We start from the raw sequence: 13,574 nt of genomic DNA on the forward strand, positions 1-13,574 counted from the left end.
CGGGCGCCTCCGCCTCGTCGCCCTTCGGCGCGGCGGCCTTCGGCGTGCGCGCACGCGGCGCCCGCTTGGCGCGCGGCTTCTTCTCCGCCGCCTCGCCAGAGGCCTCCTGGCTAGCCGGTTCCGCCGCCTCATTGCTCGGCGCCGCCTCAGTGGTCGTCTCCGCAGCGGTCACAATCGGAGCAGTCTTTGCCTCCGCTTCCGGCGCATCGCCGCCAGAAGCCTCGGCCTCGTCCGTCTCCGCCTTCGGCCGCCGGACGCCCCGTCCACGGGTCCCGCGTGCACGCCGCCGGCTCCGTTCCTCATCCCCCTCGCTGTCGCCGCCAGCCTCGTCGCCCGCCTTTGCATTGAGCATCGGCATGTTGTCGACAAATGGCTGCGGCGCATCGAGCGGCATCACCGGAGTGCCAGCGGCGGTCGGGGCAGTTGCGGCCTGCTCGCGCCCACGCCGCTCACGGCCACGCTCATTGCGGTCGTTCCGATCGTCGCGGGTCCGATCGTCGCGGGTCCGCTCTTCGCGGTTGCCGGTCTCCGCCTCGGCCTCATCCTCGTCGGCGCCGTCGCCGCGCGGAAGAACCACCGGCTGCTGCATGCTCTGCTGCGCCGCCGCGATGATCCGCAGATAGTGCTCCGCATGCTGGAAATAGTTTTCCGACATCACCCGATCACCGGCTGCCGCTGCGTCGCGCGCCAGCTGCTGATACTTCTCGGCCACATGATGCGCGGTACCGCGGATCTTCACATCCGGCCCGTTGGACTCGTAGGCACGGGACAGGGGATTGGGGCCCTTGCGCCCGCCACGGCCGCGAATACGTTTGTTGTTTTGATTTCCTGGTCTCATTCTGCCGTTATCTCTCACGAACGGCGACCGGTGCGAAGCCGATCTGATGTCCGGGCCGCCACGCGGCCCGTCTGCATGAATCGCATCGAAACACTGTCGATGTCGATGGCCCGATCGGACTTCCAAATACCAGACCCCACCTGCGCGCGAGCGCCGGCTGGCATTGCGGTATCATACGGTTCGTCCTGAACAGACCAGTGCCAAGTCGCACCCAGACCATAAGGTCTACGGCGCATCTTCGTCAGACGGGGCTGCCCGTCTCAAGATGCAGGTGTTGGCCGAAACGAAAAGCTCTATAGCAACCTTCGTACTGCCCTACCCGTGGAAAACACTCCACCCCCGTCGGGTCTCGGCGTGGTGAAACTAGCCCGTTCCGGTCGGTTTTCCAAGCGTCTTTTTCAATTGCCGTCAATCGCTGCGCCGTTGCCGTTATTTTGCAACACCTCGGGCGCGCACCACCCGGTCACATCCGCCAAGGTCTTGAAATACCGCGATGTCAGCCCGTCCCGCAGCCCGTGCGAGCGCCGCCACCTCCGCCGCCTGATCATGACCGATCTCCAGAAACAACGGCGCAGCCGGCGCCAGCAGCCGCGAACTTTCGCCGAAGATCGCCCGGTAGGCGGTCATCCCGTCGGCGCCGGCGAACAACGCCATGTCCGGATCGAAGCCGCGAACGCCAATATCGAGGGTATGCCGATCGCCTTCCCGTATATAGGGCGGATTGCTGACAAGAAAATCGAGACCGGGCGCGAGCGCGGCAGCAAAGTCGCCCTGTACCGGAACGAACCGGTCCGCCATCCCGTGCCGCGCCGCATTGTCCCGGGCGCAGCCAAGCGCGCCCGGCGACAGATCGACGGCAACCGCCACCGCGTTCGGCAACTCGCTCAGAAGGGCAAGGGCAATCGCCCCGGTTCCGGTTCCCAGATCGGCGAAACGCCAGGCATGTTGCGCCCCGCCATGGCCGCCGCACCAGGTCAGCACCGCTTCGACCAGGGTCTCGGTGTCCGCGCGCGGCTCCAGCGTGTCGGCGCTGAGGCCAAGGTCCAGCCCCCAGAATTCCCGCCGGCCGAGGATCCGTCCCACCGGCTCCCCGGCAAGACGGCGCGCCAGCATCGCCTCCGCCCGGGCAAGGGTTGCCGCATCGACCGCGCGGTCCGGATCGAGCACCACCTGATCGGGCAGGCAATCGGCCGCCGCCGCCCCCAGGAGACGGGCATCCAGCGAAGCCGTGTCGACCCCTGCGGTGCGCAACCGCGTGCGCATGCGGCGCACCATCTCGCCAAGACTGTCTGCGGCCAATTCGCTCATGCCCGGCCCTCGTCCGCCTTGCGGCCTTTCGCCGTCACAGCCCCTCGGCGGCCAGCAGCGTTGCCTGATGATCGAGCGCCAGCGCATCGACCACCTCGTCCAGCGCCTCGCCGCCGATCACCTCCGGAAGCTTGTAGAGGGTCAGGCCGATGCGATGATCGGTCACCCGGCCTTGCGGGAAATTGTAGGTGCGAATCCGCTCCGACCGGTCGCCCGAGCCCACCTGCAACCGCCGGGCTTCGGTCCGCTCGCTCGCCAGCCGCGCCCGCTCCTCGTCGAAGATCCGCGCCCGCAGGAGCTGCATCGCCTTCGCCTTGTTCTTGTGCTGGGAGCGCTCATCCTGCACGGCGACGACGATTCCGGTCGGGATGTGGGTGATCCGCACGGCGGAATCGGTGGTGTTGACGTGCTGGCCGCCGGCGCCGGAGGCCCGGAAGGTGTCGATCCTGAGATCGCTGTCGTGAACGGTGACATCCACCTCCTCGGCCTGGGGCAGCACCGCCACCGTTGCCGCCGAAGTATGAATGCGCCCGCCCGATTCGGTTTCCGGCACCCGCTGCACCCGGTGCACGCCGGATTCGAACTTCAGCCGGGCGAAGACATCGCCGCCGGTGACCGCGGCAATGATCTCCTTGTAGCCGCCGACCTCGCCCTCGCTGGCCGACACCACCTCCACCTTCCATCCCTTCAACTGGGCATAGCGCTGATACATGCGGAAGAGATCGCCGGCGAACAGCGCCGCTTCGTCGCCGCCGGTGCCGGCCCGCACCTCCAGGATGACATCGCGGCTGTCGGCGCTGTCGCGCGGCAGGAAACCGATGCGAATATCGTCGGACAGCGCCTCAAGGGTCTCCTCCAGCGCCTCGCGCTCGGCCGCCGCCAGCTCGCGCATTTCCGCATCCGCCGCCGGATCGTCGAGCATCGCCGTCACATCGGCAAGATCGGCCTCCGCCTTGCGGAAGGCGCGGATCTTCGACACCAGCGGTTCCAGCTCCGAATAGTCGCGGGACAGGCGCACATAGGTGTCCGGGTCCGGATTCTGCGTCATCCCGTATTCGATTTCGGCGAAGCGAGACAGCAGGCTATCGAGTTTTTCCGCCGGGATCATGGCGTGGCGTCTCCTACTGGAGCACACGGGTCGGGCAGCGGCATGGCTGCCCCGATCGCGCGGCGCTCCGGGCTGGGGCATCGGACCGCACCGCGCGCTTCCGAAGGTCGGGATGCGGCGATGCGGGTTAGGGACGAAGGCGCCCTGACAGCCAGGCCGTTCGGCCGCGACAGGGCATCAAAGAGGAATATCGTTGTCCTCGGCAAAAGAGCTCAGGAAGCCGCGCGGATCGACAAGCCCGCTTTCCTGGTCGAGCCGGGGCAGGAGCCGGGCGGACAGGCGCCCCACATCCAGCGCCCGGATCATCGCCTTGACCGGACCAAGTGCGGACGCGGACATGGACAGGCCCCGATAGCCAATGGCCGCAAGCGCCATCGCCTCCAGCGGCCGGCCGGCGATCTCGCCGCACAGCGTCACCGGCGTTCCATAGGCCCGCGCCCGTTCGGAAATGGCGCGGAGCGCCCGCAGGAACCCGACGCTCATCGGGTCGAACCGGGCGGCCACGCGGGTGTTGCCGCGATCGACCGCATTGAAGAACTGAAACAGATCGTTGGATCCGACCGAGGCGAAATCCACCGCCTGGAACAGCTCGTCGAGCTGATAGAGCAGCGACGGCACCTCGATCATCACGCCGAGCTGGAGCCGTTCCGGCGTGGGGTGATTGTGTCGGCGCAAATGGGCCAGCTCCCGTTTCACCACCTCCTTGGCGGCATGGAACTCCGAGACTTCGGAGACCATCGGGAACATGATCTTCAACTCGCGGCCGGCAGCGGCATGCAGCAGGGCGCGGATCTGGGTGCGCAGGATGCCCGGCCGGTCCAGGCCGAAGCGGATCGCCCGCCAGCCCATCGCCGGGTTTTCCTCCTGGATCGCCCGTAGATAGGGCAGCACCTTGTCGCCGCCGATATCCAGCGTCCGGAAGGTGACCGGACGCCCGCCGGCGGCATCGAGCACTTGCTCGTAATAGGATTTCTGCTCGCTCATCCGCGGAAAGGACGAGGCGACCATGAACTGCAGCTCGGTCCGGAACAGGCCGACGCCGCTCGCCCCCGATTCCGACACCGCCGGCAGGTCGACCAGCAGACCGGCATTGAGCTGCAGCGCCATCTCCACCCCGTCGCGGCTGACCGAGGGCTTGTTGCGCAAGCGCCGGTATTGCGCCTGCCGCCTGGCCCGGAAGCGCACCTTTTCCGCATAGGCGTTTTCGATGTCGGCCGCCGGGCGCAGATGCACCTGTCCGTTCTCGCCATCGACGATGATCGCATCGCCCGATTCGGCGAGACTGACGATGTTCTCCACCAGCCCGACCGAGGCGATGCCGAGCGCCCGGGCGACGATGGTCACGTGACTGGTCGGCCCGCCCTCCTCCAGCACCACGGCGCGAATGCGGTCACGACCATAGTCGAGCAGTTCCGCCGCGCCCATGTTGCGGGCGACGATGATCGCGTCCTGCGGCAGGCTTTCATCGAGCGGCCCGTGCTGCCGGCCCATCAATTCGCGGATCAACCGGTGAGCGAGATCGTCGAGATCGTGCAGCCGCTCGCGCAGGTAGGGGTCGGTCTGGCGCATCATCCGCGCCCTTGTGTCCGACTGCACCTTCTCCACCGCGGCCTCGGCCGTCAGGCCGTTGTTGATCGCCTCTTCGATCTTCCGGATCCAGCCACGGTCATGGGCGAACATCCGATAGGCTTCCAGCACGTCCCGATGCTCGCCATGCTGGGCGAAATCGCCACTGGCCAGAAGATCGTCCAGCGACAGCCGCAGCCGGTTGATCGAGCGTTCAAGCCGTTCCAGTTCGGCGCTGGAATCCTCGGCGATCAGGTTGGTGACGATGACCCGCGGCTCATGCAGCACCACATGGCCGAGACCGACCCCATCGGCCAGCGCCACCCCCTGAAACAGCATCGGCCGGCTGAGATCGAGCTTCGTGCCCTGCTGAACGATCGCCTCCAGCTCGCCGGCGGCGACCATTTCGGCGATCACCATCGCCGTCGTCTGCAGCGCCTCGACCTCATCCTCGAAATAGGTCCGGTGCGACTGATTCTGGACGACGAGCACACCGAGCGTGCGCCCGGCCCGAAGGATCGGCACGCCGAGGAAGGAGTTATAGGCCTCCTCGCCCGTTTCCGGGCGATAGGCGAAAGCCGGGTGGGCCTGGGCGTTGGGCAGGTTGAGTGGCCGCGCATCGGCGGCGATCAGGCCGACGAGGCCTTCGCCGACCTTCAGGCTGGTCTTGTGGACGGCATCGCGGTTGAGGCCCTCGGTGGCATAGAGTTCCAGCACCCCGTCGGCGCGCAGGATATAGACCGAGCACACCTCCGCCACGACATTCGCGGCGATCAGCACGACGATCTTGTCCAGACGCTCCTGGGCGTTGATCGGCTCCGCCATGACCTCACGGAGACGCCGCAGCAGGACACGTGGCCCGGCGAGAGTGCTCCGCATCACCCGTCAAGTCCTTTCCGCAAGTGCGGCGTCACCGCCGCGACGGCACCGGCGATTTCCGCCGGCACGGTCCTCCTCCCCAGGGAATCCCGAAGGCGAGATCCCCTAGCCGTCCAACCCGTATAGCGAATGCAGAGTTCGCACCGCAAGTTCGGTGTAGGCCGAATCGATCAGAACCGAGATCTTGATCTCCGAGGTGGTGATGGCGCGGATGTTGATGCCCTTGTCCGCCAGGCCCTGGAAACACCGGGCGGCGATGCCCGCGTGTGACCGCATGCCCATGCCGATCACCGACACCTTGACCACGTCGCGCGCGCCTTCGATCGCCTCGTAGCCGATCGCCTCGCGCTGTTCCTCCAGCACGCCGAGCGCCCGCTCATAGTCGCCCTCCGGCACCGTGAAGGTGATATCCGTGGTGCGCCCGTCGGGCGAAATGTTCTGGACGATCATGTCCACGTTGATGTTGGCCTCGGCGAGCGACCCGAAAACGGTGCTGGCCACACCCGGCTTGTCCGCCACGTTGCGGATCGAAACCTGGGCTTCGTCCTTGGCAAAGGCAATTCCGGTAACGACTTGCTGTTCCACGATCTCGTCCTCGTCGCAGATGAGGGTGCCCGGCGGCAGTCCGCCCGCGCCGACCTGCGGCGCATCCGGGTCGTCAAAACTGGAGCGTACGAAGGTGCGCACGCCATGAACCATTGCCATCTCGACCGACCGCACCTGCAGCACCTTGGCGCCCAGGGAGGCCATTTCCAGCATCTCCTCGAAGGCGATCCGGTCCAGCCGCCGCGCACGTGGCACGATGCGCGGATCCGTGGTGTAGACACCGTCCACATCCGTGTAGATGTCGCAGCGGTCGGCCTTGATCGCCGCCGCCAGCGCCACCGCGCTGGTGTCCGACCCGCCACGGCCGAGCGTGGCGATGCGGTTGTCCGGCGCCACGCCCTGGAAGCCGGCGACCACCGCCACCTGCCCCTGTTCGAGCCGCTCGATCAGCGTTCCGCCGTCGATGTCGGTGATGCGTGCCGCCCCGTGCGAGGCATCGGTGCGCAGGGCGATCTGCCAGCCCTGCCAGGAGCGGGCATCGATGCCCATATCCTGCAGAACGATAGCCAGAACGCCGCTGGTCACCTGCTCGCCGGAGGACACCACCGCATCGTATTCACGTGCGTCGTGCAAGGCGGAAGCCTCGCGGCACAGGCCGACCAGCTTGTTGGTCTCGCCCGCCATCGCCGAGACGACGACGGCCACCTGATTGCCGGCTTCCACCTCGCGCTTCACATGCCGCGCGACGTTTCGGATACGTTCCAGATTGGCGACGGACGTACCGCCGAACTTTAATACCAGACGGGTCATGGGATGCGTCAAACGTCTCGACGTAAACGGAAGTTGGGCGCGACATGCGCCATTCGGATTGGCGCACATCCATACAGACTGCGGCGGGCAACCGCAACTACCCGACTTGACAAAGCCGGTGCGACCATCGACCAAAGGATCCGGAAGCCGGCAAGGCGGCCGGAACCTCCCATCAACAGACAGCCATCCGGGGACGGCACGATGAACGCGGCAGATCAAAAGACCAGCAGCACGGGAAACGCCGGCGGCGGCACCACCGTGGATGACGCAGAGGTCGCCCGTTTTTCCGCAATGGCCGCCGAATGGTGGGACCCGGCCGGCAAGTTCCGCCCCTTGCACAAGTTCAATCCGGTACGCCTTGGCTATATCAAGGAGCAGATCTGCGCCCATTTCGGCCGCGACGCGCGGGCCAGCGACGCCCTCGCCGGCCTGAAGCTGCTGGATATCGGCTGCGGCGGCGGCCTGTTGTGCGAGCCGATGACCCGGCTCGGCGCAAAGGTGACCGGGGCCGATGCCTCGGCAACCAACATCGAGGTCGCCCGCATCCATGCCGCCGACGCCGGCCTTGCCATCGACTACCGGGCGACGACCGCGGAAAGCCTTGCCGAGGCCGGCGAGAGCTATGATGTGGTGCTCAACATGGAGGTGGTGGAGCACGTCGCCGACGTGCCGCTCTATCTTGAGGCCTGCGCCCGGCTGGTGCGGCCCGGCGGACTGATGTTCGTCGCTACCATCAATCGCACGCTGAAGGCCTATGCGCTGGCCATTGTCGGCGCCGAATACGTGCTGCGCTGGCTGCCGGTCGGCACCCACAGTTTTGAAAAGCTGGTGCGCCCGGAAGAGCTGGAAGGCCCGCTCACCGCCGCCGGCCTGACCTTGCGCGACCGCTGCGGCGTCAGCTTCAATCCACTGGCCGACGAATGGCGCCGCTCCGCCGACATGGATGTGAACTACATGATGCTGTTCGCCCGCGACGCCTAAGCCAATCCGCCGCGCGCCCATTCTTGAATCGCAGCAAGGCCCCCATGGAACCGATCGTCTTCGTGCCCGGACTGCTGTGCACCGAACTCCTGTTCGCGCGGCAAATCGCCGCCTTCGGCGACAGTCCGATACTGGTTGCCGATCACCGCAGCGACGACACGCTCGCCGCGATCGCCGAACGGCTGCTGACCGCCGTTCCCGGACGTTTCTCGCTCGCGGGTCTGTCCATGGGCGGCTATGTCGCCATGGAGGTGATGCGCCAGGCGCCGGAACGGGTCAGCCGACTGATGCTGCTCGACACCTCCGCCCGCCCCGACACGGCGGCGCAGACCGCCAATCGCCAGCGCCTGATGGACCATGCCGCCGCCGGGCGCTTCGACCGGATCGTACCGGCGCTGTTCCCCATGCTCGTGCACGAGAACCGGCTCGAAGATGCCCATCTGCGCCAGGTGGTGGAGGAGATGGCGCGGGAGACCGGCGCGGATGCCTTCCTGCGCCAGCAGCGGGCGATCATCGCCCGGCCCGATGCCCGCCCGAACCTTGCCGCGATAGCCTGCCCGACCACCATCGTCGTTGGCGAGGGCGACCAGCTGACCCCACCGGAGCTGGCCGCCGAGATGCACCGGGCCATTCGCGGCAGCCGGCTGGTGGAAATCCCCGGCTGCGGTCATCTCTCGACCCTGGAAACGCCCGAGGTGGCGATCCGCCTGATGCGGGACTGGCTGTCCGACCGATCCGCCTGATGCGCATCCGTTGGGGCGACCACCGACGCTTGCAGTGAGACAACCGGCCGCAACGGGCTGAAACGGTGATAGTGTAGCCAGGCGCACGATCCACCGGGAGGAGCAACCATGCAGGTTTCAATCACCGGACTTGCCCTGGCAGTACTCGGCTTGACCGCTCTGACGGGCCCCGCCCGCGCCGACTGGGCCTTCACCGGCGCGCCATCGCCGATTGCCTTCATTCAGACCGGCAACATGACCCTTGAGCTTCAGTGCGACCGTATCCGCTTTGCGCCGGCTGGCGCCGAAGACGCGCGGGACATCGCCCGCAAGCAGGCTCTTTCTTTCCGCTTTCTGAAAAACGCCACCACCGAGGTCGGTGCCTTTCAGGTGGGCGCCGCCAATGCGACGGTCGGCATCGTCGACAATTTTCCGGTGGAGATCACCTTCACGGACCGCACCGACTACGATCTTGTCCTGAGCCAGATCGCCCGCAATTCCCTGCTGAACCTGTCGATGGCCGACCAGGATGTCAGCTATGGCCTGTTCGACCTGAAGGGGTCAGCCGCCGCCATCAAGTCCCTGCGCGCAGCTTGCGCCGCAGCCCCTGCGTCAGGAGCCGCCTCCGCGCCCGACCCCACGGCCCCGGCGTCCATGGAAGCACCCGAGGGGGTGGTCTACTGCGGCGGCGGCCAGGTCAAGCGTCAGATCGAGTTCCTCATCCTGAAGGATGTACAGGATCAGTGGAACGCCCGCGTCACCGTCAACGGCAAGTCCCTGCGGGCGATGACCGCCTACAGCTACTTTGGCAATTCCGCGCCGCCACGCGGCTTCGTCGTCGCCCTGCTCGGCGAAGACCGATCCGAATTTCTGGTGTTCCGTGACGGCGGCGAAGACTGGCTGGAATACGGCGACTACACCTACCGCAAATGCAATTGACCGCAGCCGGCACCATCTGAAGCGGCAAGACGGGGGCGGCAATACGCCCCCGCTCCGCCGGGATGTCAGTTCCGATCCTCCGGCAGCACCGGCAGCGGCAGCACGGCGATCCCCTCGTCGATCAGGCTTTCCACATCGTCGGGAGAGGCAGAACCATAGATGCCGCGCTGTTCCGTCTCGCCATAGTGGATCTTGCGCGCCTCTTCGGGAAAGGCCGTCCCCACGTCTTCGGCACTGGTCATCACCGCCCGCTTCAACTCTCGCAGCCGTGACAGCACTTCGGCACGCAACTCGGCCATCGCACCTGCGTCGGGCTGCGCCACCGGCACGCTTCGCGCCGGTGCGGCAACCGGCACGGCGCTGTCTCCAGCCGGCGCAACGACCTGCTCCGCCGGAGCTTCGCCCTGCCGCGTCGCGGGCAACGTCCCGGCCTCAGACAAGGCCTCACGCCGGCGCGCGGTCGAAACGGCTGGGGCCATCAACCCCTTGCCGACCTCCGCCGAGCCGCAAACCGGACAGTGCAGAAGGCCGCGCTCGCTCTGGGTCTCGAAATCGGCGGAGTTGCGAAACCAGCCCTCGAACCCGTGCCCCGCATCGCACACCAGGGTGAAGTGGATCACTCCGCCGCCTCCTGGCCACTGGGCGAGCTGAAGGCCCGCTCGTTGGCGATGGCCGGAATGCGCTGGCGCGCCTCGGCAACCCGCGCCGGATCGAGTTCCGCCAGGGCAAAGCCGGGCTCATCATGGTCGAGCTCTGCCAAGATCTCGCCCCAGGGCGACACGATCATGCTGTGGCCATAGGTTTCCCGGCCATCCTCGTGGCGCCCACCCTGTGCCGCCGACACCATATAGGCGCCGTTCTCGATTGCCCGCGCCCGCTGCAGCACGTGCCAATGCGCCTCTCCGGTCTGCCGGGTGAAGGCCGCCGGCGCGCTCAAGACCTCTGCTCCGGCCCGCCCTTGCGCGCGGAAGATCGCCGGGAAGCGCACGTCGTAGCAGATCGCCAGGCCAAGGCTCATGCCCCCGGCGGGGGCCATCACCAGCTCCGAGCCGGGCCGGTAGGTCGCCGATTCCCGCCAGCTCTCGCCATTGGGCAGATCGACATCGAACATGTGGATCTTGTCATAGCGGGCCGCGACCGATCCGTCGGGAGCGAACAACAGGCCGCGATTGGCCACGCTGTCTTCACCGGTGCGAATGGCGAGCGAACCGATGTGCAGATGAATGCCGAGCTCCGCCGCCAGCGCCGAAAACGCCGCCACCGCCCGATCCTCGCCTTCCGGCGCGATCTTGGCGAAGAGTTCCTTACGGCTCTTTTCCAGGAGATTGGTCATCTCCGGCGTCTGGACGTAGCGCGCCCCGGCCCTGGCCGCCGCGCGGATCAGATCGCTTGCCGCCACCACATTGGCACCGACATCCCGGCCGCTCCGCATCTGGACGACCGCCGCCACCATCCCCGTCATCGCAAGCCCCTCTTCTCGACCGTCACGGATACGTCCCGCTCAGCCCGCCAGCAACGGATCCAGCTTGCCTGCCCGGTCCAGCGCCATCAACTCATCGCAGCCGCCCACATGCACATCGCCGATGAAGATCTGCGGAAAGGTCGCCTTGCCCTTGGCGCGCTGGATCATCTCCTGACGCAGCTCCGGCTGAAAGGTGGCATCCAGCTCCTGAAAGGAAACCCCCTTCCGGGTGAACAGGCTCTTGGCCCTCGAACAGTAGCCACACATCTGCCGGGTGTAGATTTGTACAGTCATACGCCAGTGTCCTTACTTCGATGCGCCGAAGGCCGGCCGCCTGGGGCCGGTCATCCGCTCGCGATCCCGCGAACGGCCAAGGCCTGCGGCCGGCGGGCCCCACGCTTATATTGAACAAATCACGCCGGCTACAAGTCCCCGCGCTCCGCGCCGCCGGCTATTGCAGCGGCGTGTCCGCCCCCGCATGGGCGAAAACCAGCACATCGACCGCCACCGCGCCCGCTGCCCGCAGCACCCGGGTCGCCGCCGAGACCGTCGCCCCGGTGGTGTAGACATCATCGATCAGCACCGCCCGGCGGCCGGCCAACCGCATTGCCGCCTCCGGCGCCACGGCAAAGGCGCCGCGCACGTTGCTGGCCCGCGACACCCGGTCGAGCCCCACCTGCCGGCGGGTGCGGCGAATGCGGCGCAACAGCTCCGGCGCCAGTTCGCAGCCGCTCGCCTCGGCCACCGCCCGCGCCAGCCGCGCCGACTGATTGTAGCGCCGCGCCCACTGGCGCAAGGGATGCAGCGGTACAGGCACCAGCAGCGGCGGCCCGACCTCCGGGAGTTCTTCCCCCGAGGCTCCGGACAGGAGTTCGGCACCGGCACGCGCCATCCAGCGCCCCATCGCCTCGGCCAGGGCCGGCCGGTCGCCATATTTCAGCCCGCTCACCAGCGCCCGCGCCGGACCGGAATAAGCGCAGGCCGCGCGCAACCGGTCGAACCGGGGCGGTCGGGCAATCGCCAGCGGCGACAGCGCCTCCGGCCCCAGGTCATAGGCGAAAGGCAAACCGAGCCGCGCGCACCAGGGCGGCGCCAGGAACGGTATCTGCGTCCAGCAACTGGCGCACAGCGCCTGATCCGCCTCGACCAGCCGGTGACAGCACAGGCAACTCGGCGGCACCGCGAGCGCCACCGTGGCAGCGCCCGCCCGGCGCAGATGACCGAACAGGCCGGAAAGCGCCGGTCTCCCGCGCACGGCCCGCCCCCCGCTTTCTCCGGCCTCCGAAGCCGTCTCCAAGCTCTCCGCCATCCACCAGGCTCCACTCTGGCCTTGCGGCGCGCTCCGGATGCCGACCGGCGATCCCGGTTGACCCGGTGCCGGCGACATGCTTTGACGCAACGCCTCTGCCGCGATGCTAGCATGGATCGCGCGCATATGTCGCCAACAACCCGCAAGGGTTGCAGAGCGCCCTGTCTCGGGAAAGGACCCCGGATGTCCCAGCCGGAACTGTTTGATCGCCCCCTTCTTGCCGAGCGCCGCCGCCAGGCGCTGACCCGTGCCGTCGCCGGCGCCGACTTTCTGCTGGAAGCCGCCTCTGCCGACCTGGCGGAGCGGCTCCAGACCGTGAACAAGAGCTTCGCGGTGGGCGTTGATCTCGGCGGCCACACCGGGCGGATGACGGCGCTGATGCGCGCCAGCGGCAAGGTGGAGCGGGTGATCCGGGCGGATCTGTTTCTCGCAGACCCTGCCGTCCCGGGCTGCGATCTGGTGATCGACGATGCGCTGCCGCCTTTCGCCGATGCCTCGGTCGATCTGATCGTCTCCCCGCTTGCGCTGCATTTCGTCAACGACCTGCCCGGCACGCTGATCCAGATCCGCCGCGCCCTGCGGCCCGATGGTCTCTTTCTCGGCGCCCTGCTCGGCGGCGACACCTTGCGCGAACTGGGCGATGTGTTGATGCGGGCGGAACTGGAGGTGAAAGGCGGCGCCGCCCCCCGGGTCGCGCCCTTTGCCGACACCCGGTCGCTGGGGGCGCTGTTGCAACGGGCTGGCTTTGCCCTGCCGGTCGCCGATTTCGACCGGGTCACCGTGCGCTACGACACGCTGTTCGACCTGATGCGCGATCTCAAGGCCATGGGCGCGACCAGCGTCCTGCGCGATCGCAGCCGGACGCCGCTGCCGCGCCGGGTGTTCCTGCGCGCGGCCGAGCTCTACCAGGAGCATCATGCCGACCCGGACGGGCGCCTGCGCGCCACCTTCGATATCGTTTCATTGTCGGGATGGGCGCCGCATGAGAGCCAGCAGAAGCCGCTCAAGCCGGGCTCGGCCCGCCAGCGGCTGGCCGACGCCCTCGGCACCACGGAACTGCCGGCCCATGACCCGGCTCGCCCGGGGCAAAAGTAACAGCCGGCAAA

At 67.5% G+C, this 13,574-nt stretch carries 13 protein-coding genes; 4 read left to right on the forward strand and 9 right to left on the reverse strand.

Going from position 1 to position 13,574, the window contains the following annotated elements; all coding sequences use genetic code 11:
- The 5 genes from LC062_RS17185 to LC062_RS17205 all read right to left on the reverse strand — a co-directional run.
- The coding region (locus LC062_RS17185; protein WP_224912256.1) for a DUF4167 domain-containing protein at positions 1-838 on the reverse strand (838 nt) is incomplete at its 3' end.
- Positions 839-1,267: 429 nt separating this feature from the next.
- Positions 1,268-2,146, reverse strand: coding sequence for a peptide chain release factor N(5)-glutamine methyltransferase (gene prmC, locus LC062_RS17190; RefSeq protein ID WP_224912257.1), 879 nt, complete (start codon positions 2,144-2,146; stop codon positions 1,268-1,270).
- Between the two features lie 34 nt (positions 2,147-2,180).
- Complete coding sequence (gene prfA / locus LC062_RS17195; RefSeq protein WP_224912258.1) at positions 2,181-3,254, reverse strand: peptide chain release factor 1; 1,074 nt, start codon at positions 3,252-3,254, stop codon at positions 2,181-2,183.
- A gap of 177 nt (positions 3,255-3,431) precedes the next feature.
- Positions 3,432-5,699, reverse strand: coding sequence for a phosphoenolpyruvate--protein phosphotransferase (gene ptsP / locus LC062_RS17200; protein WP_224912259.1), 2,268 nt, complete (start codon positions 5,697-5,699; stop codon positions 3,432-3,434).
- Between the two features lie 105 nt (positions 5,700-5,804).
- Positions 5,805-7,055, reverse strand: a complete 1,251-nt coding sequence (locus LC062_RS17205; RefSeq protein ID WP_224912260.1) for an aspartate kinase — start codon at positions 7,053-7,055, stop codon at positions 5,805-5,807.
- A gap of 201 nt (positions 7,056-7,256) precedes the next feature.
- Here LC062_RS17205 and ubiG point away from each other — a divergent pair, with 201 nt between their 5' ends.
- From ubiG to LC062_RS17220, 3 genes are all read left to right on the forward strand, one after another.
- On the forward strand, positions 7,257-8,036 hold the full coding sequence (ubiG, locus tag LC062_RS17210) for a bifunctional 2-polyprenyl-6-hydroxyphenol methylase/3-demethylubiquinol 3-O-methyltransferase UbiG (RefSeq protein WP_224912261.1): 780 nt from the start codon (positions 7,257-7,259) through the stop codon (positions 8,034-8,036).
- 44 nt (positions 8,037-8,080) lie between these two features.
- Positions 8,081-8,779: an alpha/beta fold hydrolase gene (locus tag LC062_RS17215; RefSeq protein WP_224912262.1), complete on the forward strand. Its 699-nt coding sequence runs from the start codon at positions 8,081-8,083 to the stop codon at positions 8,777-8,779.
- Between the two features lie 108 nt (positions 8,780-8,887).
- Entirely contained in the window at positions 8,888-9,697 is an 810-nt protein-coding gene (locus LC062_RS17220) for a hypothetical protein (RefSeq protein ID WP_224912263.1), read from the forward strand.
- Positions 9,698-9,762: 65 nt separating this feature from the next.
- Here the strand turns inward: LC062_RS17220 and LC062_RS17225 are convergent, their stop codons facing one another.
- The 4 genes from LC062_RS17225 to LC062_RS17240 all read right to left on the reverse strand — a co-directional run bounded on the left by LC062_RS17225 (position 9,763) and on the right by LC062_RS17240 (position 12,468).
- Complete coding sequence (locus LC062_RS17225; protein ID WP_224912264.1) at positions 9,763-10,317, reverse strand: DUF1178 family protein; 555 nt, start codon at positions 10,315-10,317, stop codon at positions 9,763-9,765.
- Complete coding sequence (locus tag LC062_RS17230; protein ID WP_224912265.1) at positions 10,314-11,159, reverse strand: carbon-nitrogen hydrolase family protein; 846 nt, start codon at positions 11,157-11,159, stop codon at positions 10,314-10,316. The genes LC062_RS17225 and LC062_RS17230 overlap by 4 nt, the downstream gene beginning before the upstream one ends.
- 39 nt (positions 11,160-11,198) lie before the next feature.
- On the reverse strand, positions 11,199-11,453 hold the full coding sequence (grxC, locus tag LC062_RS17235) for a glutaredoxin 3 (RefSeq protein WP_224912266.1): 255 nt from the start codon (positions 11,451-11,453) through the stop codon (positions 11,199-11,201).
- 157 nt (positions 11,454-11,610) lie between these two features.
- The gene (locus tag LC062_RS17240; RefSeq protein ID WP_224912267.1) at positions 11,611-12,468 is read right to left on the reverse strand and encodes a ComF family protein; all 858 of its coding nucleotides are present in this window, start codon (positions 12,466-12,468) and stop codon (positions 11,611-11,613) included.
- Positions 12,469-12,651: 183 nt separating this feature from the next.
- Between LC062_RS17240 and LC062_RS17245 the strand changes: the two genes are divergently transcribed.
- Positions 12,652-13,563, forward strand: a complete 912-nt coding sequence (locus LC062_RS17245; protein WP_224912268.1) for a methyltransferase domain-containing protein — start codon at positions 12,652-12,654, stop codon at positions 13,561-13,563.
- The last annotated feature ends 11 nt before the right edge of the window (positions 13,564-13,574 follow it).

Source organism: Stappia indica (assembly GCF_020177335.1).
In the GTDB taxonomy this organism is placed as follows: domain Bacteria; phylum Pseudomonadota; class Alphaproteobacteria; order Rhizobiales; family Stappiaceae; genus Stappia; species Stappia indica_B.

Excerpts from the sequence above, each read along its gene's own strand:
- prmC (WP_224912257.1), bottom strand. The coding sequence starts at position 2,146 with ATGAGCGAATTGGCCGCAGACAGTCTTGGCGAGATGGTGCGCCGCATG.
- prfA (WP_224912258.1), bottom strand. The coding sequence starts at position 3,254 with ATGATCCCGGCGGAAAAACTCGATAGCCTGCTGTCTCGCTTCGCCGAA.
- ptsP (WP_224912259.1), bottom strand. The coding sequence starts at position 5,699 with ATGCGGAGCACTCTCGCCGGGCCACGTGTCCTGCTGCGGCGTCTCCGT.
- LC062_RS17205 (WP_224912260.1), bottom strand. The coding sequence starts at position 7,055 with ATGACCCGTCTGGTATTAAAGTTCGGCGGTACGTCCGTCGCCAATCTG.
- ubiG (WP_224912261.1), top strand. The coding sequence starts at position 7,257 with ATGAACGCGGCAGATCAAAAGACCAGCAGCACGGGAAACGCCGGCGGC.
- LC062_RS17215 (WP_224912262.1), top strand. The coding sequence starts at position 8,081 with ATGGAACCGATCGTCTTCGTGCCCGGACTGCTGTGCACCGAACTCCTG.
- LC062_RS17220 (WP_224912263.1), top strand. The coding sequence starts at position 8,888 with ATGCAGGTTTCAATCACCGGACTTGCCCTGGCAGTACTCGGCTTGACC.
- LC062_RS17230 (WP_224912265.1), bottom strand. The coding sequence starts at position 11,159 with ATGACGGGGATGGTGGCGGCGGTCGTCCAGATGCGGAGCGGCCGGGAT.
- grxC (WP_224912266.1), bottom strand. The coding sequence starts at position 11,453 with ATGACTGTACAAATCTACACCCGGCAGATGTGTGGCTACTGTTCGAGG.
- LC062_RS17240 (WP_224912267.1), bottom strand. The coding sequence starts at position 12,468 with ATGGCGGAGAGCTTGGAGACGGCTTCGGAGGCCGGAGAAAGCGGGGGG.
- LC062_RS17245 (WP_224912268.1), top strand. The coding sequence starts at position 12,652 with ATGTCCCAGCCGGAACTGTTTGATCGCCCCCTTCTTGCCGAGCGCCGC.